Origin of the sequence: Saccharopolyspora mangrovi, from assembly GCF_035320975.1 — a bacterium.
Taxonomy (GTDB): domain Bacteria; phylum Actinomycetota; class Actinomycetes; order Mycobacteriales; family Pseudonocardiaceae; genus Saccharopolyspora; species Saccharopolyspora mangrovi.
On the sequence record NZ_JAWLNX010000013.1, the window covers coordinates 123,066 to 140,554 of the forward strand.

The 17,489-nt window shown below is 70.8% G+C and carries 19 protein-coding genes; 11 read left to right on the forward strand and 8 right to left on the reverse strand.

Translation table 11 applies throughout. The annotated features are described in order from the left end of the window. Nucleotides 1–38: 38 nt before the first annotated feature. The 5 genes from R4I43_RS19370 to R4I43_RS19390 all read left to right on the forward strand — a co-directional run bounded on the left by R4I43_RS19370 (nt 39) and on the right by R4I43_RS19390 (nt 4,373). A complete protein-coding gene (locus R4I43_RS19370) occupies nt 39–1,049 on the forward strand; it encodes an ABC transporter permease (protein WP_324267057.1) in 1,011 nt (336 codons plus the stop codon). 6 nt (nt 1,050–1,055) lie between these two features. Beyond that, entirely contained in the window at nt 1,056–1,988 is a 933-nt protein-coding gene (locus R4I43_RS19375) for an ABC transporter permease (RefSeq protein WP_324267058.1), read from the forward strand. An 11-nt stretch (nt 1,989–1,999) separates the two neighbouring features. Beyond that, nucleotides 2,000–2,998, forward strand: a complete 999-nt coding sequence (locus tag R4I43_RS19380; RefSeq protein ID WP_324267059.1) for an ABC transporter ATP-binding protein — start codon at nt 2,000–2,002, stop codon at nt 2,996–2,998. Between the two features lie 70 nt (nt 2,999–3,068). Then, a complete protein-coding gene (locus R4I43_RS19385; RefSeq protein ID WP_324267060.1) occupies nt 3,069–4,118 on the forward strand; it encodes an ABC transporter ATP-binding protein in 1,050 nt (349 codons plus the stop codon). A gap of 75 nt (nt 4,119–4,193) precedes the next feature. Further along, a complete protein-coding gene (locus R4I43_RS19390) occupies nt 4,194–4,373 on the forward strand; it encodes a hypothetical protein (RefSeq protein ID WP_324267061.1) in 180 nt (59 codons plus the stop codon). Nucleotides 4,374–4,390: 17 nt separating this feature from the next. Here the strand turns inward: R4I43_RS19390 and R4I43_RS19395 are convergent, their stop codons facing one another. Further along, the gene (locus tag R4I43_RS19395; RefSeq protein WP_324267062.1) at nt 4,391–5,290 is read right to left on the reverse strand and encodes an EamA family transporter; all 900 of its coding nucleotides are present in this window, start codon (nt 5,288–5,290) and stop codon (nt 4,391–4,393) included. A 72-nt stretch (nt 5,291–5,362) separates the two neighbouring features. On the opposite strand from R4I43_RS19395, the gene R4I43_RS19400 reads away from it, so the two are divergent. Further along, nucleotides 5,363–6,268 (forward strand): LysR family transcriptional regulator, encoded by a 906-nt coding sequence (locus R4I43_RS19400; protein WP_324267063.1) that lies wholly within the window; start codon nt 5,363–5,365, stop codon nt 6,266–6,268. 58 nt (nt 6,269–6,326) lie between these two features. Here the strand turns inward: R4I43_RS19400 and R4I43_RS19405 are convergent, their stop codons facing one another. Together R4I43_RS19405 and R4I43_RS19410 are read right to left on the reverse strand one after the other, a co-directional pair. Continuing rightward, nucleotides 6,327–7,940 carry an alpha-amylase family protein gene (locus tag R4I43_RS19405; RefSeq protein ID WP_324267064.1) on the reverse strand — a complete coding sequence of 538 codons (1,614 nt, stop codon included), beginning with the start codon at nt 7,938–7,940 and terminating at the stop codon, nt 6,327–6,329. Then, nucleotides 7,937–8,149, reverse strand: a complete 213-nt coding sequence (locus tag R4I43_RS19410) for a hypothetical protein (RefSeq protein WP_324267065.1) — start codon at nt 8,147–8,149, stop codon at nt 7,937–7,939. The genes R4I43_RS19405 and R4I43_RS19410 overlap by 4 nt, the downstream gene beginning before the upstream one ends. 460 nt (nt 8,150–8,609) lie before the next feature. On the opposite strand from R4I43_RS19410, the gene R4I43_RS19415 reads away from it, so the two are divergent. Beyond that, nucleotides 8,610–9,242: a DedA family protein gene (locus R4I43_RS19415; protein WP_456115130.1), complete on the forward strand. Its 633-nt coding sequence runs from the start codon at nt 8,610–8,612 to the stop codon at nt 9,240–9,242. Nucleotides 9,243–9,405: 163 nt separating this feature from the next. On the opposite strand, the gene leuA is transcribed toward R4I43_RS19415, so the two are convergent. Then, complete coding sequence (gene leuA / locus R4I43_RS19420) at nt 9,406–11,199, reverse strand: 2-isopropylmalate synthase (RefSeq protein ID WP_324267067.1); 1,794 nt, start codon at nt 11,197–11,199, stop codon at nt 9,406–9,408. Between the two features lie 252 nt (nt 11,200–11,451). On the opposite strand from leuA, the gene R4I43_RS19425 reads away from it, so the two are divergent. Continuing rightward, a complete protein-coding gene (locus tag R4I43_RS19425; protein WP_324267068.1) occupies nt 11,452–11,802 on the forward strand; it encodes a hypothetical protein in 351 nt (116 codons plus the stop codon). Between the two features lie 131 nt (nt 11,803–11,933). Beyond that, nucleotides 11,934–13,736: an FUSC family protein gene (locus R4I43_RS19430; RefSeq protein WP_324267069.1), complete on the forward strand. Its 1,803-nt coding sequence runs from the start codon at nt 11,934–11,936 to the stop codon at nt 13,734–13,736. 5 nt (nt 13,737–13,741) lie between these two features. Here the strand turns inward: R4I43_RS19430 and R4I43_RS19435 are convergent, their stop codons facing one another. From R4I43_RS19435 to R4I43_RS19445, 3 genes are all read right to left on the reverse strand, one after another. Then, on the reverse strand, nt 13,742–14,869 hold the full coding sequence (locus tag R4I43_RS19435) for an aminotransferase class V-fold PLP-dependent enzyme (protein ID WP_324267070.1): 1,128 nt from the start codon (nt 14,867–14,869) through the stop codon (nt 13,742–13,744). A gap of 213 nt (nt 14,870–15,082) precedes the next feature. After that, the gene (locus R4I43_RS19440; RefSeq protein ID WP_324267071.1) at nt 15,083–15,706 is read right to left on the reverse strand and encodes a permease prefix domain 1-containing protein; all 624 of its coding nucleotides are present in this window, start codon (nt 15,704–15,706) and stop codon (nt 15,083–15,085) included. Next, a complete protein-coding gene (locus R4I43_RS19445; RefSeq protein ID WP_324267072.1) occupies nt 15,703–16,035 on the reverse strand; it encodes a PadR family transcriptional regulator in 333 nt (110 codons plus the stop codon). Before R4I43_RS19445 ends, R4I43_RS19440 begins: the two co-directional genes overlap by 4 nt. A gap of 85 nt (nt 16,036–16,120) precedes the next feature. Here R4I43_RS19445 and R4I43_RS19450 point away from each other — a divergent pair, with 85 nt between their 5' ends. Together R4I43_RS19450 and R4I43_RS19455 are read left to right on the forward strand one after the other, a co-directional pair. Continuing rightward, nucleotides 16,121–16,546, forward strand: a complete 426-nt coding sequence (locus R4I43_RS19450; protein WP_324267073.1) for a hypothetical protein — start codon at nt 16,121–16,123, stop codon at nt 16,544–16,546. A gap of 2 nt (nt 16,547–16,548) precedes the next feature. Further along, nucleotides 16,549–16,788 carry a DUF3817 domain-containing protein gene (locus tag R4I43_RS19455; RefSeq protein WP_324267074.1) on the forward strand — a complete coding sequence of 80 codons (240 nt, stop codon included), beginning with the start codon at nt 16,549–16,551 and terminating at the stop codon, nt 16,786–16,788. 86 nt (nt 16,789–16,874) lie between these two features. Here R4I43_RS19455 and R4I43_RS19460 read toward each other — a convergent pair whose 3' ends face one another. Then, nucleotides 16,875–17,489 carry a nitroreductase family protein gene (locus tag R4I43_RS19460; RefSeq protein WP_324267075.1) on the reverse strand — a complete coding sequence of 205 codons (615 nt, stop codon included), beginning with the start codon at nt 17,487–17,489 and terminating at the stop codon, nt 16,875–16,877.

Sequence of the window (17,489 nt, forward strand, 5' to 3'; positions counted from 1 at the left end):
GACGCGTGGGTTCGCTGAGTTGACCACGGGGGTTTCGCGTGCTCCGCTTCACCGTTCGACGACTGGGACAGCTGGTGCTGGTCGTCTTCGTCCTGTCGATGCTGCTGTTCGGCTGGCTGCGCATGCTGCCGGGCGGACCTGTCTCGGCCCTGCTGGGCGACCGCGCCACACCGGCCGCGCGGGCGCAGCTCGAGAAGGACCTCGGGCTGGACCAGCCGATCTTCGTGCAGTACTTCAAGTTCCTCGGCCGCGCCGTCACAGGCGATTTCGGCACCTCGACGGGGGTGCAGCGCGGTGACTCCGCGCTGGAGGTGTTCCTCACCCGCTTCCCGGCGACGCTGGAGCTGTCCATCCTGGCGCTGGTCCTGGCCGTGGTGATCGGCATCCCGCTGGGATACCTGGCCGCCCGCAGGCGCGGCGGCTGGCTGGACAACCTGAGCATCACGTGGTCGCTGGTGGGCGTCGCGGTGCCGGTGTTCTTCCTGGCGTTCCTGCTGAAGTTCGTCTTCGCCATCCAGCTCGGAGCGCTCCCGGCCTCCGGGCGGCAGGAGTCGGCGATCAACGCCACCCGCGTCACCGGCTTCTACATCCTCGACGGGCTGCTGACCCGCGAGTGGGACGCCTCCTGGAACGCGTTCGTGCACCTGATCCTGCCGGCCATCGCGCTGTCGACCATCCCGTTCGCGGTGATCTTCCGGATCACCCGGGCCGCGGTGCTCGACGTGATGGACGAGGACTACGTGCGCACCGCGCGCGCGAAGGGCTTGGGGCAGATGGTGATCCGGCGCCGGCACATCCTGCACAACGCGATGCTGCCGGTGGTCACCACGATCGGCCTGCAGACCGGTGCGCTGCTGGCGGGCGCGGTGCTGACCGAGCGGGTGTTCAACATCGCCGGCATCGGGCAGGCCGTCGCGATCGGCTTCGAGCGCAAGGACTTCCCGGTGCTGCAGGTGGTCATCCTGGCTTCGGCGATGGTCTACGTGCTGGTCAACCTGGTCGTCGACCTCTCGTACGCGTTGATCGACCCACGACTGCGGACACGGTGAGGGACGATGGTGCTCAACACGCAGCGCAAGGACAAGCTCGACGCGCTGGCGGACACGGCCTCCGACGCCGGGGTCAGCCTCGCGGCGTCCGCCTGGCGACGATTGCGCCGCAACCCGGTCTTCATCGTCGGCTCGCTGGTCATCGTGGCGTTCGTGCTGCTGGCCCTGCTGGCGCCGCTGCTCGCGCCGCACGACCCGGCGCAACGCCTGCTGGAAGCGCAGGTCTCGCGCGCGGAGAACACGATTCCGCCCTCCCAGCCCGGGTTCCCGCTCGGCGGTGACCAGTACGGCCGGGACCTGCTGTCCCGGTTGCTGCTCGGTTCGCAGCAGACGCTGCTGGTGGCGGTGCTGGCCACCGTCATCGGTCTCGGTGGCGGGCTGGTGCTCGGCGTGCTCGCCGGTGCCTTCGGCGGCTGGGTGGACGCGCTGGTCATGCGCATCGCCGACGTGATGCTGTCGGTGCCGTCGCTGCTGCTGGCGGTGTCGATCGGCGCGCTGTTCGCCGAGCAGACCCAGTTCACCGTGATCCTGGCGGTGGCGATCGTGCAGGTCCCGATCTTCGGGCGCCTGCTGCGCGGCACGATGCTGGCGCAGCGCGCCAGCGACCACGTGCTGGCGGCCAGGGCGCTGGGGGTGAAGGAGAGCGCGATCGTGTTCCGGCACATGCTGCCCAACGCGCTGGGGCCGGTGATCGTGCAGGCCACGCTGGTGCTGGCGGTGGCGATCATCGACGCGGCGGCGCTGTCCTTCCTGGGGCTCGGTGCGGCCGACGACTCGGTTCCCGAGTGGGGCCAGATGCTCGGCGGCGCGCAGGACATCATCGACTCGCATCCGCAGCTGGCGTTCTGGCCCGCGGGCTGCATCATCCTCGTCGCCTTCGGGTTCACGCTGGTCGGCGAGTCGCTGCGCGACGCGCTGGACCCCAAGCGGCGCCGGTGAGGGGAGAAGGCATGGCACTGCTGGAAGTTCGCGACCTCTCCGTGGTCTTCGCCCGCAGGGGCGAGCCGCCGGTGACCGCGGTGGACGGGATCTCCTTCGACGTCGAGCCGGGCAAGACCGTCGGCCTGGTCGGGGAATCCGGCTGCGGCAAGTCGGTGACCTCTCTGGCGATCATGGGTTTGCTGCCGTCGCGCGGCGCCGAGGTGTCGGGCTCGGTGTTCTTCGACGGCACCGACCTGCTGCGACTGCCCAAGAAGGAACTGGACGCCCGGCGCGGCAAGGACCTGAGCATGGTGTTCCAGGACCCGCTGACCTCGCTGAACCCGGTGGTCTCCATCGGTCTGCAGGTCTCCGAGGTCATCGAGCGGCACCGCGGGCTGCCTCGCAAGGAGGCGATGCCCGAGGCCGAGGAGCTGCTGCGCAAGGTCGGCATCCCGGACCCGGGGCGGCGGTTGAAGGAGTACCCGCACCAGCTCTCCGGCGGCATGCGGCAGCGCGCGCTGATCGCGATGGCGCTGGCCTGCAAGCCGCGGCTGCTCATCGCCGACGAGCCGACGACCGCGCTGGACGTGACGATCCAGGCGCAGATCCTCAAGCTGCTCTCCGAGCTGGTCGCCGAGACCGACACCGCGCTGATCATGATCACGCACGACCTCGGCGTGGTGGCGGGCCTGTGCGACGAGGTGAACGTGCTCTACGCCGGGCGCGTGGTGGAGCGCGCGGCCCGGCACGAGCTGTTCGCCCGGCCCAAGCACCCCTACACCGCCGGTCTGCTGGCCTCGATCCCGCGACTGGATTCGCCTCGCGGGCAACGGCTTTCGCCGATCACGGGTTCGGTGGCCGACAACATCCCGTGGGACGCGGGGTGCGCGTTCTGCCCGCGCTGCCCGAACGCGATCGAGGTGTGCGAACGCGAGACGCCCGAGGTGAGCGTCGACGTGGGGGCGCGGTTGCTGCGCTGCCACAACCCGGTCCGCGAGCCGATCTCGAACAGCATGGAGGCGTCATGAGCGAAAATCTGGTGCCCGGCGCTCATGCGAGCCGGCCGGGTGCGGGTGTCCCGCAGAACACGGAGGCGTCATGAGCGAGGACGTGCTCGTCGAGCTCGACGACGTGAAGGTGCACTTCCCCATCAAGAAGGGCGTGGTGCTCGACCGGACGGTGGGCCACGTCTTCGCCGTGGACGGGGTGTCGCTGACCATCCACCGCGGCGAGACCTACGGGCTCGTGGGCGAATCCGGTTGCGGGAAGTCGACTCTGGGTCGCGCGGTGCTGAGGCTGGAGAAGCCGACCGGCGGCGAGGTCGTCTTCGACGGCACCGACCTGTCCGGGATGAAGGGCGAGAAGCTGCGCACCATGCGGCGGCGGATGCAGATGGTCTTCCAGGACCCGCTGTCCTCGCTCGACCCGCGCCAGTCGGTGGAATCGCTGCTGGTGGAAGGCATGCGCGCGCACGGTCTGGCCGGTGACAAGGCGGCCACCGACGAGCGGCTGCGGGAACTCCTCGACGCGGTGGGGCTGCCGGCCAGCGCGCTGCGCAAGTACCCGCACGAGTTCTCCGGAGGTCAGCGCCAGCGCATCGGCATCGCCCGCGCGCTCTCGGTCGGGCCCGACCTGGTGGTGGCCGACGAACCCGTGTCGGCGCTGGACGTCTCGGTGCAGGCGCAGGTGCTCAACCTGCTGGAGGACCTGCAGGAGGAGTTCGGGCTGACCTACCTGGTCATCGCCCACGACCTCGCGGTGGTGCGGCACATCGCCGACCGGGTCGGCGTGATGTACCTGGGCGGCATCGTCGAGGAGTCCACATCGGACGACCTCTACGAGCAGCCGCTGCACCCGTACTCCAAGGCGCTGCTGTCGGCGGTTCCGGTGCCGGACCCGCAGGTCGAGGACGATCGCGAGCAGATCCTGCTCACCGGTGACCTGCCCTCGCCCGCGAACCCGCCGTCGGGTTGCCGCTTCCACACCCGCTGCCCGTGGCGGCAGGCGGAGCGCTGCGACACCGAACGCCCGGTCCTGCGCGAGCTCGAACCGGGCCACCGGGTGGCCTGCCACTACGCCGAGGAGATCCGCGACGGGGAGCTCCAGCCGCACGAGGTGACGCCGGAAGCAGCGGTGACCACGGCTTGACGCTGGCGGTTCTCGCGATCCCGTTCCCCCGGAGTTGACGTCCACTTAGGATGCGCAGCTGGGAAGGGAGGTCGCGTGTTGAGGTACAGCAGCGCGCTCCGGTGCTCGGCCTGCGAGCAGCGGGCGATCCTGGACCGAGCCGTCGCCGCCAAGCTGGTCGCCGAATCGCACCACGTGCTGGTGCTCTTCGACTGCCCGGTGGGAAACGGGGTGCACATCAGGAACCCGGAGTTCGAGCGGGGCCCGGTCGCCTAGACCGGGCCCCTCGGGCATCAGACCGGTGCCGGCTCCAGGGCCGGTTCGCGCCGGGCGAGCCGCATGCTCCCCAGCATCACCCCGGCGACGACCACCGCGCCTGCGACGAGTTCGAACGGGTCCGGCTGCTCGCCCAGGATCAGCCACGCCGTGCTGAACCCGACCACGGGCACGAGCAGCGAGAACGGGGCCACCGTGCTGGCCGGGTACCGGCCGAGCAGCGTCGTCCACAGGCCCGATCCGATGACCGTGGACAGCAGGGCGGTGTAGGCCAGGCCGCTGAGCGCGGCCGTCCCGGCAGGCGAGTCCAGCACCGTGGCGAGGGCGTGCCAACCGGTCGTCGGCCCCTCGAACAGGGCTGATGCGGCGAACATCGGCAGCGGCGGGACGATCGAGATCCACAGCGACAGGTGCAGCGGGTTCGGCGCCGCGGCCTTGCGGCTGCACAGGTTGCCCAGCGCCCAGGAGAACGCGCCGCACAGCGTGATCAGCATCGGCAGCAGGGTCGCGGTCTGCGCGCGGTGCCAGCCGATCGCGGCCATCCCGATCACGGCCGTGGTGATGCCCAGCACCTGCACCGGCGAGAGCTTCTCCCGCAGCAGCAACGCGCCCAGCAGCACGGTGAACGGCGCCGAGGCCTGCTGCACCAGCGAGGCGAGACCGGTCGGCATGCCGATCCGCATCGCGACGAACAGGAACGCGAACTGCAGGGTTCCGAAGAACAGCCCGTAGCCGATCAGCCAGCGCCACTTCACCTGCGGGCGCGGTACGAAGAACAGGATCGGCAGCAGCACGGCGAACCGGAGTCCGGCGAAGAAGAACGGCGGGAAGTGGCCCAGTCCCTGGTCCAACGCGATGAAGTTGCCGCCCCAGAGCACTGCGACGACCACCGCCAGCAGGCGATCTCGTGTGGTCATACCGATCAGCCTGCGGGGAACGTCTGTGAAGCACAAGCAACACTATCTGCAAGCAATGTGTAGGATTCCTCTATGGACGTTCGCAGGCTGAGACTCCTGCGCGAGCTCGCCGATCGCGGCACGGTCACCGCCGTCGCCAACGCCCTGTCCTACACGCCTTCGTCGGTCTCGCAGCAGATCCGGGCGCTGCAGGCCGAGGTCGGGGTGCGGCTGACCGAGCCCGCCGGGCGCGGACTGCGGCTCACCGACGCGGGCTGGGCGCTGGCAACCCGCGCCGACGAGGTGCTGGCCGCGCTCGACCGCGCTGAGGCCGAGCTGGACACCTACCGCTCGACGCCGCGCGGTGTGGTGCGCGTCGCGGTGTTCCCGTCCGCCGCGTTCCTGCTGCTCCCGGGCCTGCTGCGGCGCATCACCGCGCACCCGGCGGTGCGCTTGGAGGTCCGCGACATCGACATGGTCCCGTCCGAGGTGCCGCGGCTGACGGCCGATTTCGACCTGGTCGTCACGCACCGGGACGACCAGGCGCCGCCGCACGACGGCGAACGCGTGGCGGTCGCCCCGCTGCTGCGCGAGCCCCTGGACGTCGCGATGCCGGTGGGGCATCCGCTGGCCGGGCGCGATCGCGTCGAGCTCACCGAGCTGGTCGGCGAGCCGTGGCTGAGCGTGGACATCGGCTTCCCGGTCGACGACGTGCTGCGCTCGCTGGCCGTGCGCACCGGGGTGCGACCGACGGTGGTGCAGCGCATCAACGACTTCCGCGTGACCGAAGCGCTGGTCGCCGCGGGGCACGGCATCGCGCTGCTGCCGCGCTACACCGCGAACAGCGCGGAGCTGGTGATGCGCCCGCTCGCGGGTGTCCGGGCGGGCCGCAACATCGAGGTCGTCTCCCGCAAGGGCGCCACCGAGCGCCCGGCCGTGCAGGCCACGTTGGACGTGCTCACCGCGGAAGCCAGGGAGCGGACGGACTCGGCCGGGTGAGGGCGGTCCTGGTCAGAACGGACGTGATCACGGGACTTCTCCGGCGAGAACCGCACTCTCACCGAGAAGCGTTCGCAGCCGCCCAGCGGCAGATCGCCGCCAGCTCGTCGGCATGCTCGGCGAGCGTGTCGTCCACGACGCCCACGACCGGGATGTGGCCCTCGCGCACCACGTCCGGCGGCCGGGGGACGTAGCCCTTCTCGTGCACGCCGGTGCTGCCCAGCCCGGGAGTGCCTTCGGCGAGGTGCCCGGTGGTGCGGGCGTAGCGCGACAGGACCCGGGGTTTGCGCAGGTCACGATCGGTTCCGAACCACTGCTGGCTCAACGGGAACAGCCCGCTGAGCGCGTCCCACCAGCCCTCGGCGGCCAGCACCAGGCCGGGGTGGCGCGCGTGCAGCTCCTCGACCAGCCGTCGGTAGCCGTCGAAGACGTCGTGGCGCGGATCGTTGAAGTAGTACCCCAGCGTGTCCAGGAACCCCGCGTCGACGCCGAACTCGTCCACCAGCGCGGAGATCGATTCCACCAGGTGCGCGCGGAACCCCGGCTCGCCCGGGTTGAGGAAGACCTGGTCGCCCTCACCCACCCGGTCGGAATCCCAGTCGGGGCGGTTGAGCAGCTCGACGTAGCGGTCGGTGTCGTTGCGCATCACCGCCCGCTCCCAGTCCGGGTACTGCGTGACGTTGGCGCCGTGCCCGCCGAACATCGGCATCAGCCGGAACCCCAGCTCGTGCGCGGTGCGGACCAGCTCGGCGAACTCCTCGTCCCCGCCGAGGTCCGCGCCGGGCCGGTAGCGCGGGTAGGCGTAGTAGTAGCGCCCCTCCCAACCGGGCAGGTAGGCGAGCACCCGGTGCGGGTCGATGTGCTGCGCGACGAACCGCAAGGCCTCGCTCATCTGCGAGAACGTGTTGAACACGTGGCCGGTCCAGTGCTGGCCGTGCAGCGTGACGACCAGCGCGGTCTCCCGCAGCCAGTCGGGCACGTCCGGTCGGGACTCCCAGGGCCGCAGCCCGTGCGCGTCCGCCACGAACCGCAGGTGCTCGTCGAGGTCCCGATCGGCGTCGGCGTTCGGGCGGAACCGGATCTCCGGGACGCGGCAACGGGTCCCGCGCGCCGAAGCGGCCGGGACGTGCAGCAGCTCCACGACCGGCTCGGGCGAGTGGGCGGGCCGGTTGACGTGCAGGACGTGCCTGCGCACCAGCGGGTCCCGGACGCTGAGCACCGAGCAGTCGGACTCCTCGCCGACGGCCACCCACGGCGTCGCCCAGTCCCGGCTCGGGTGCTCCAGCTGGAAGCGCTCGTGGTGGCTGTGCGAGCGGCCGGTGTTCGGCGCCCACCAGCCGGCGGCCAGCTGCCGCTCCGGCAGACCGCGCAGCAGCAGCTTGACGGCCTTGATCGGCTCGGCGTGGTGCGCGGTGATCGACCAGATCAGCACGCCGTCCCGGGTCAGCACCTCGACGTCGACCTCACCGGCGTCGACGGTCCGCTGCTGCCCGAGCGCGGCGTAGCCGGTGCGCACGCGCACGCGATCGGCCTCGACGATCGGTTCGGCCGGGCGGAGGCCGTAGCCGTTGACGGTGGTGAAGACCTGCACCGACCAGCGGAGCGGCTGGCCGGGAGCGGGGAAGGCGGGGTCGCGGGGATCGAAGCCGAGGTCGGTGTCGATCAGGCTCATTCCGCCACCGCGGTGTAGCCGACCGCCTTCTCGACCAGGTAGGCGAGGCTCTCGGCCTCCTCGGCCGTGAAGACGAGGGTGTCACCGGGAGGGAGCACGATGCCGACGCGGTCACCCATGACGAGCACGGTCACGTTCCCGCCGCCGCTCGTCGTGGCGCACTGGATGCGCCACCGCAGCTGCTCCGTCGGATCCTCGGTCGGCCACATAGCCACATCACTGAACCGTGCGAAACCTCGAACATCAAGTTCCGTAGACCGTTCGAGTGGCCGCGCTGGGTCGGGAAGCAGAAGAGGAGAAGCGGCTCGGTGCCCCGACGTGTCCCCCGTCTTTCTCCGAGACCGCTTCTCCTCATCCGATGATCCCCAGGGGTAGCGCCTGCATCCCCTAGCATCCCCTCGACGTGACTCCATGATGCCTGGTCGTCGCCTCGGGCAATACCGACTTTGGTCGAGTGAGTTCCCCGATTTAGCGCTGGTGAACGCCCTCTAAGTTGCGCCAGGTGGCCCAGCGAACCCCTAGCCCGTTCGCGGTGGTCCGGGCCGTCGTGCCCTCGCACCGGCACCGCCTCCGTGACCGGCGATTTCTCGCCACCCCGTGCCCGGTGGTGGTCGACTTCGGATCCGTACCCTTGCAGGAGCCGAACTGCGCTGCCCCCGACCAGAACGGATGTCCATGATCGAGTGGCTGAACACGATCCCTTCCGGCGTGATCTACCTCGTGGTCGCGGGGGTCATCGGGCTGGAGAGCGTCGGGATCCCGCTACCCGGTGAGATCCTGCTGGTCAGCGCTGGTGTCGCGTCCTCGGCCGGGGTGGTCAACCCGGTGCTGCTGGGCAGCTTCGCGGCGCTCGGGGCGATCGTCGGCGACTCGATCGGCTACGCCATCGGCAAGCGCTACGGCCGAAAGCTGCTGACCTGGCTGGGCACGAAGCTGCCGAAGCACTTCGGCCCCAAGCCGCTGGCGCAGGCGGAGGGGCTCTTCGAGCGCTGGGGCGCGTGGACGGTCTTCGGAGGCCGGTTCGTGGCGATCCTGCGCATCCTCGCCGGGCCGCTGGCCGGCAGCCTCGGCATGCCCTACCGCAAGTTCCTGCTGGCCAACGCCACGGGCGGCATCGCGTGGGCGGGCCTGGTCACGGCCCTGTCGTACGCGTTCGGCCTGGTCGCGGGCCAGTGGTTCCACCGGTTCTCGTGGATCGGCCTGGTCATCGCGGTCGCCTTCGCCTGGTGGAGCACCCGCATCATCCAGAAGCGGGTCGAACGAGCCGAAGCCGAAGAACCAGAACCCGCCCAATCCTCCTGACGGCCCCGGGCCCCGACACGCCGGGCCCTCACCCGGCGGAGCCAGGAAATTCGAATTTCGCGAGAAATTGGAGCGGGAACTTTCCAGTTCGAACTTCGCGCGAAATTCGAACTCCGGACCCAGCCCCGACGTGTCGGGAGCCGACACGCCGGGGTGCGTCGGGTCAGCGGGAGGCGCGGTTGGCGGCTGAGACGACCGCGCGCAGCATCGCCGCGATGGTGGAGGTGTCCACGCCGACGCCCCAGAAGACGTCGTCGCCCACGGCGCACTCCAGGTAGGCCGCGGCCAGGGCGTCGTCGCCCGCGGTGAGCGCGTGCTGGTGGTAGTCCAGGACGCGGATGTCGTAGCCGACGGTGCTCAGCGCGTCGACGAACGCCGACACCGGACCATTGCCGCGGCCGGTGATCTCCCGCTCCGAGCCGTCCACGACGACGGTGGCGGTGATCCTCTCGTCGCCGGACTCACCGGACGAGCTCTGCCGGACGAGCGTCAGCGGCGCGTCGGTCTCCAGGTACTCGGCGGAGAACGCCGTCCACATGTCGGCCGGGCTGACCTCGCCGCCCTCGTCGTCGGTGTGGGCCTGCACCACCTTGGAGAACTCGATCTGCAGCTTGCGCGGCAGCTCCAGCTGGTGCTCGGTCTTCATCACGTACGCCACGCCGCCCTTGCCGGACTGCGAGTTGACCCGGATGACGGCCTCGTAGCTGCGGCCCACGTCCTTGGGGTCGATCGGCAGGTACGGGACCTCCCACGGGTGCTTGTCGACGGGCGTCCCGGCCCGCTCGGCCTCGGTGCGCAGCGCGTCCAGGCCCTTGTTGATGGCGTCCTGGTGGCTGCCGGAGAACGCGGTGTAGACGAGCTCGCCGCCCCACGGGTGACGCTCGGCGACCGGCAGCTGGTTGCAGTGCTCGACGGTGCGCTTGACGTAGTCGATGTCGGAGAAGTCGATCTGCGGGTCGATGCCCTGGCTGAACAGGTTCATGCCCAGCGCGACCAGGTCGACGTTGCCGGTGCGCTCACCGTTGCCGAACAGGCAGCCCTCGATGCGGTCGGCGCCGGCCTGGTAGCCCAGCTCGGCGGCGGCGATGCCGGTGCCGCGGTCGTTGTGCGGGTGCAGCGAGAGGATCACCGAGTCGCGGCGGGCCAGGTTGCGGTGCATCCACTCGATGGAGTCCGCGTAGACGTTCGGCGTGGCCATCTCGACGGTCGCGGGCAGGTTCAGGATGACCGGCTTCTCCGGGGTGGGCTGCCAGATCTCGGTGACCGCGTCGCAGACCTCGACGGCGTAGGACAGCTCGGTGCCGGTGTAGGACTCCGGCGAGTACTGGAAGCGGAAGTCGGTGTCCGGGTACTTGCCGGACAGCTCCAGGGCCAGTTCGGCGCCCATCTTCGCGATCTTCTTGATGCCCTCGCGCTCCTCGCGGAACACCACGCGGCGCTGCAGGATCGACGTCGAGTTGTAGATGTGCACGACGGCCTTCGGCGCGCCCTCCAGGGCCTGGAAGGTGCGCTCGATCAGCTCCGGGCGGCACTGGGTCAGCACCTGGATGCGCACGTCGTCCGGGATGGCGCCGTCCTCGATGATCTCGCGGACGAAGTCGTAGTCGGTCTGGCTGGCCGCCGGGAAACCGACCTCGATCTCCTTGAAACCCATCTGCACCAGCAGCTCGAACATGCGGCGCTTGCGGGCGGGCGACATCGGGTCGATCAGCGCCTGGTTGCCATCGCGCAGGTCGACCGCGCACCACAGCGGGGCCTGGGTGATCCGCTTGTCCGGCCAGGTGCGGTCGGGCAGGGTTACGTCTTCGACCAGCTCGTGGAACGGCTTGTAGCGGTGGAAGGGCATCGAGCTGCCCTGCTGCGGGTTCCACGACGGCTGGCCGGCGGGCGCGGGCTTGGAGGGCTTGCGCACTCGGCCGGCGAACGGGGCCTGCGCGTCGGGGGTGTTGCTGCTCATGAGAGGCGTTCTCCTGGTCGCTTACCGGTTCTCGGGTTGACGGTGAGACCGGCGCGTTCGTACCCCGCGACGAGGGGCCGGTCTAGGAGACCCCGTCGCGGCGGCGAAGCAGGAGAACGCGAGCCACGGACCCAGGCTAACCGCAACACGGGCCTGCTGTGCAAGCGACCGTTCCAGATGGTGAGAGGTACGGGGCTCGCGGCGGCCGGCGAACCCTGCCGGAACCGGCGGTTCTCGTGCCACACTGTGATCGTGACCGAGGATGTTCGTTCCGGGGCCCACGAGGGCGGCTTGCGGCGCGCTGACCTGCGGCGCGGGTGGGGTCGTTTCGTCGGCGTGCTGATCCAGGTGGTGCGCTGGGCGGGCCTGGTGTGCGCCGCGCTGCTGGCGATCCATGTGATCCTCACCATCGGCAGCGCGAATCCGGGCAACGGCATCACCCAGTTCGTCGCCTCCGCGGCGGATCCGCTCGCCCTGGGCTTCCAGGACCTGTTCACCCCGGCCGACCCGCAGCTGGCGGTCCTGCTCAACTACGGCATCGCCGCGGTCTTCTGGCTGGTCATCACCTCCATCGCCACCAAGATCCTCACCGCCTTGCGCTGATCGGTGTGACGGACACCGTCGTGTGATCCCGTCGTCGCAGCCGCTTCCGCGATCGCCTGGCCTGGGAGGATCGGGCTCGACCCCGGTCGCTCGGCGTGGAGCGCAGGCCCGGCGACCCGAAGGGATGGCGGTTGACCACCGGCGCGCTCCCGAGACTCGAAGCTCCACCGTGGCTGCGGCACATGCTGCGCCCGATCAACATCCCCACCGACTGGACCCGCGTTGCCGTCGCCGCCGCGGGAGTGGGAACCCCGCAGGTGCTTGGCCTGCTCACCGGCCGCATCGACGAGGCCGTGCTGGCCTCGGTCGGGGCGCTGTGCGCCAGCTTCTCCGACGTGACCGGCTCCTACCGGTTCCGGCTGCGCCGGCTCGCGATCGCCGTGGTGCTGGGCGCGATCGGCTTCGCCGCAGGAGCAGCGGCTCCCGATCCGCTGTGGGCGATGGTCGCCGTGCTGGCCGTGTCGGTGCCGTCGGTGCTGGCCAGCAGGCTGGGGGAGCTGTGGTCCTCCGGCGGCGCGCACATGCTGACCTTCTGCGTCGTGGCCACCGGCCAGCGCTCCCAGGTGCTGCCGCTGCAGGAGCAGGTCGCCTGGTTCTTCGCCGGAGAACTGCTGGTCCTGGCCTTGGCGGCGGCGACGTGGCCGCTGCGCGGAACCGCCCCGGCCAGGGGAGCGGTCGCCGAGGTGTTCACGTCGATCCTGCGGATGTTCGGGCCCGGCGAGACCGCCGCCGCGCGGCAGCAGCTCACCAAGGCGCTCGACACCGCGCACGACGTGCTGATCGGCGGCGCCTCGATGTCGCGCAGCCGCGTCCGCGACCGGCTCTACCTGATCCACCTGCGCGCCACCCCGGTGGTGGAGGCGGCGGTGTCGGTCGCGCACGCGGGCATCACCCCGCCGCTGCGCACGCGCGAGGCCCTGGCCGAGCTGGCGCGCTGCGTCCGCACCGGCGGGACCCCACCCCGGTTCCACCCGGGCGATCAGGAGTCCGCGCTGGTCAGGGCGCTGGACGAGGGGATCGCCGAGCTCATCGACTCGTTCCGCGAGGCCAAGCGGCCGCCGGTTCCCGGCAGGCAGCGGCAGCGGGTGAGCATCGGCGCCACCACCTGGTGGCAAGCGCTGCGGATGCTGCTGTGCCTGGCGCTGGCCGAGGGGTTCGGCCTGCTCGCGGGCCTGGAGCAGAGCTACTGGATCGCGCTGACGGTCGCGCTGGTGCTGCGGCCCAACTCCGGTTCGGTGTTCGCCCGAACCGTGCTGCGCGCCCTCGGCACGATCCTCGGCGTGCTGGTGGCCTGGGCGCTGCTGGTGCTGCTGCCGACCGGCTGGCTGCTGGTGCCGTTCATCGTCGCCCTGGCCGGGAAGCTACCGGTGGCGCTGAGCAGGCACTACGGCCTGTTCAGCGCGGTCGTGACGGCGCTGGTGCTGCTGCAGATGAGCCAGCAGGCGCAGTTCTACCCGGCGGCTCGGCTGGTGGACACCTTCGTCGGCTGCGCGATCGTGCTGGTGGTCGGGTTCCTGCTGCGCCGGGTGCGCAGCGGTCCGTCCCTGCGGGAGGGCTTCGCCGACGCCGTCGAGTCGGTGGCCGATTACGTCTCGCGCTCGCTGGCCGGGGCCGAGCACGGCCGTTCCGCGCTGCGCCGCCGCACCTACCGGCAGCTCGCGGACCTGCGCTCCCGCCTGCAGCAGCTGCTGATGAACCCGGCCCGGCACGTCGAGGCCGAGGCCTGGTGGCCGACCATCGCGGTCCTGGAGCGGGTAGTCGACGCGGCCACCGAACAGGCCGTGCGCGCCCGCGACACCGATCTCCAGCAGGCGCAACGCCTGGTCTCCACGATCCGCACGGTCAACCGCCGGCTGCGCACCGACCCCGACGTCCGCCCGGAAGCCCTCCGCGCCGAACTCGACGCCATCCACCACCACCTCGCCGAGGCGTGACGGCTTCAGCGGAGATCGCCGTGCTCGCTGAAGTCGCTCATCCCGATCTCGTGGAGGGTGGCGTGGAGGCGTTCCGCGGCTTGCCAGACGTCGACGTAGGAGAGCCAGGCGGGGGCGAAGTTGAAGCGGAGCAGATCGGGTTCGGCGTATTCGACCAGCACGCTGCGATCGGACAGCAGGTCCGCGATGCGCTGGGCCTGGTCGTGCCGGATGCAGACCTGCGCCCGGCGCTGCGACCCCGACCCCCGCACCTCGACCGCCGCTTCCGGGCAGAACTCGCCGATGCGCTCCAGGAACAGCTCCACCAGGCCCGTCGTCTTCGCCTCGAGCGCGCTCACCGGGACGCCGTCGAGGATGGCCAGCACGTCGCGCAGCTCGGTCGCCGCGAGCGTCGCGGCCGGCCCGGCGAAGCCCTCCGCCAGCGGATGCCGAAGCCCGCCGGTCGGTGAGGGCTCCAGGTGCCGCTCGGCCACGAAGCCGAAGGACGGCGCGGTGGTGCTGCCGCCCAGGTACTTGTGCCCGCAGCCGATCGCGAAGTCGGCGTTCCACCTGTGCAGGTCCACGTCCAGCGCCCCGGCCGAATGGCTGAGGTCCCACAACGTCAGCGCACCACCGCGGTGGATCTCGGCGGTGATCGGTTCCGCGTCGCGGACGGCGCCGGAGCGCAGGTCCACGTTCGAGAGGGCGACCACCGCGACCTCCTCGACCGGCAGCGCGGCCAGACCTTCGACGCCGTCGATCAACTGCAGCCGACCGCCGATGTGGTCGGCCGCGGACTGGGCGAGGCAGCGGTCGGTGGCGAAGCAGTCGCGCCCGACGGCCAGCACCGGTCGTCCTGGCCGCAGCTTCGCGGCGGCGACCAGGGCTTTGAACAGGTTGATCGAGGTCGACTCGGCGACGGTGAGCTCGCCGGCGGTCGCGCCGACCAGCGGTGCCAGCGCGCCGGCCGCCAGCCGCGCCTCGCGCCGCCAGTCCGACTCGCCGGAGGCGCGACCGCTGCGCGGTTCCCAGCGGTGCTGGACGAACCGGCGCAGTCGCGCGGGTGAGGTGCGCGGCATCGGGCCACCGCTGTGGCCGTCCACGCGGATGACTCCGGGGACGAGGTCGTAGCGCAGGCGCAGTCCAGCGAGCACGTCGGCGTCATCAAGCGCTTCCGCGGTCGTTCTGATACTCGTCCACACGAGTGAAGTCATACCGCATCAGCGAACCGCATGTAACCAAAGTGGTGATCAATTGCCGAAAATGGGAGGAGGCGTGATGCGGCCGGACCATTGCCGTGGTCCGTTCAGCTGCGATGGTGGACTTTCCCGATGAACCGTTCGCGAATTCTGTGAATTCACGGTGCTTCATTCGACTTGGGTCGCGCACTCCCGGCACGTCTTGGCCGAGTTCGCCAGCGCCGAGTGCGCCGCGATCGTCCCCGCGGCGATGAGCAGCAGCAGCGCCCAGTTCTCCGCCAGCGGCAGCGTCGTGGCCAGGGCGATCGTGGTCAGCGGCATCGCGATGCTGGCGGCCGTGCCGGTCCACCCCATCAGCAGCGGTAGTCGGCCGGGCACCGACAGCCGCCGGGTGATCACCAGCGCGGCGCAGCCCACGAGCGCGGAGGTGCCCGCGATGGTGGCCAACAGCTGCGCGGTCTGCGACGGCGGAACTCCCTGATCGCGGCCGATCGACCAGGCCAGGTGCCAGCAGCCGAGCAGCACCGGCACGGTCGCCAGCAGTGCGAACGCGGTGTGCCGGGTCTGGGCGACGGTCAGCTCTCGCTGGCAGCTGGGCGCGACCTCGGCGGGCGTGCCGAACTCGCGCAGCGCGTCCCGCACGGCCTCTTCGGGCGGGAGTCCGGCGTCGGTGCGCGCGGCGACCGTGTCGGTCAGGCCGTCGCGGACCTCCTGGATCATCCGGGCCTTGACCCGTGCCGGTCCGCGCAGCTCGGCGGCGAGTTCGGCGACGTAGGTCTCGATGGCGTTCACGCGTTGCTCCCGGGGTTGAGCACGGCGCCGATCGCGGTGGTGAACTCCCGCCAGTCGGCGCGCTCCCCGGCCAGACTGCGCCGCCCGGCGTCGGTGAGCCGGTAGCAACGCCGACGTCGCCGTTCGCCGACCGACTCCCAGCTGCTGGCCAGCAGCCCGAGCCGTTCCAGGCGTTTGAGCGCGGGGTAGATGGTGCCGGTCCGCAGTTCGAGCGCGCCGCCGCTGCGGTTCATGACCGAGGTGATGATCGCGTAGCCGTGCAGCGGACCGGGTTCGAGCACGGCGAGCAGCAGTCCGTCCAGGTGTCCCCGCACCGCGTCCGCCTTCATGCGGCTCATCATATCGGGTGAAGGTAGACAGGGTATATATTGCGTGGCAACCTATTGGTTGCGCGATGGATCCCGGAGGTCCCCGATGACCGCGCTGCTGCTGTCCGTGCACGTCCTGGCCGCGATCGTGCTGATCGGCCCGATCGCCGTCGCGGCCTCGCTGTTCCCCCGGTACGCCCGCACCGAACCCGGCTCGGGCGTGCCCCGGCTGCTGCACCGGATCTGCCGCGGCTACGCGCTGGCCGGCATCGCGGTTCCGGTGTTCGGCCTGGCCACCGGTCTGCAGATGGGGGTGCTGGGCGATCCGTGGCTGCTGATCTCGATCGCGCTGACGGTCGCCGCCGCGCTCCTGCTGGCGCTGGTGATTCTCCCGGCGCAGGTCGAGATGCTGGCCGAGCCCGTCGCGTCCACGGCCAAGCGGCTGAGCACGACCACCGGCGCGTTCAACCTGCTCTGGGCGGTCGTGGTCGTCCTCATGATCGTCCGCCCCGGCTCGTCCACGGGGGTCTGACGATGCGCGCCCTCAAGATCGCCGCGGCGGCCGAAGCCGTGACCTTGGCGCTGCTGCTGCTCAACCTCGTCACGGTCCACGCGCCGGAGCTCAGCTCCCTGCTGGGCCCCGTCCACGGGACGGCCTACCTGATCACCATCGCGGCAGCCCTCAGCACCATCTCGACCCGAGCCCGCTGGCTCTCCCTCATCCCCGGAATCGGCGGCGTCCTCGTCCTCTCCCGCCGTCCCCCGGCCGGGTGAGCAATTCGAATTTCGCGCGAAGTTCGAGCGGGGACTTCGGCCCTCGAATTTCGCGCGAAATTGGAATGGGGGTCCGGAATCGCAGGTCAGAAGAGGGGAGTGCCCCACGATTCGGTGAAGACGAGGTCGGTGAGGGGCTTTCGGATCCTGGGGCGGAGTTCCTTCTCGACCAGGCGCTCCGGCATCCCGTCGAGACTGCCGAGGTCGCCGATGGCGATGGCGACCAGGGGCTCGAAGTCGTCCGGGATGGCGAACTCCACGCGGGCCGCCTCGCGGTCGAAGCCCGCCATCTGGTGCGCGTGCAAGCCCTCCGCGACGGCCTGCAGCACCAGGTTCTGAGCGGCCAGCCCGAGCCCGTACTCGCCGTAGGGCATCGGCTCGCCTTCGGCGTTGACCGACTGCGCGACGCCGATCGCCAGCGCCGCCGCGTCACCCGCCCAGCCCTTGTTCCCCCTGGACAGCGTCCCGTGGATGCGGTCGAAGGTCGGCTCTCCGCGGCGGGCGGCGATGAACCGGGCCGGCTGGGTGTTGCCCCAGGACGGTGCCCACCGGGCCGCCTCGAACAGCGCGGTGAACTGCTCGTGGCTGATCGTGGCCGCGGGGTCCAGCGCGCGCGGGCTCCAGCGCTGCGCCAGCAGCGGGTGGAGCGGGACGGCGGTGTCCGCGGTCTTGCCCTGCGCCGTCTTGTCCAGTTCGGTCAC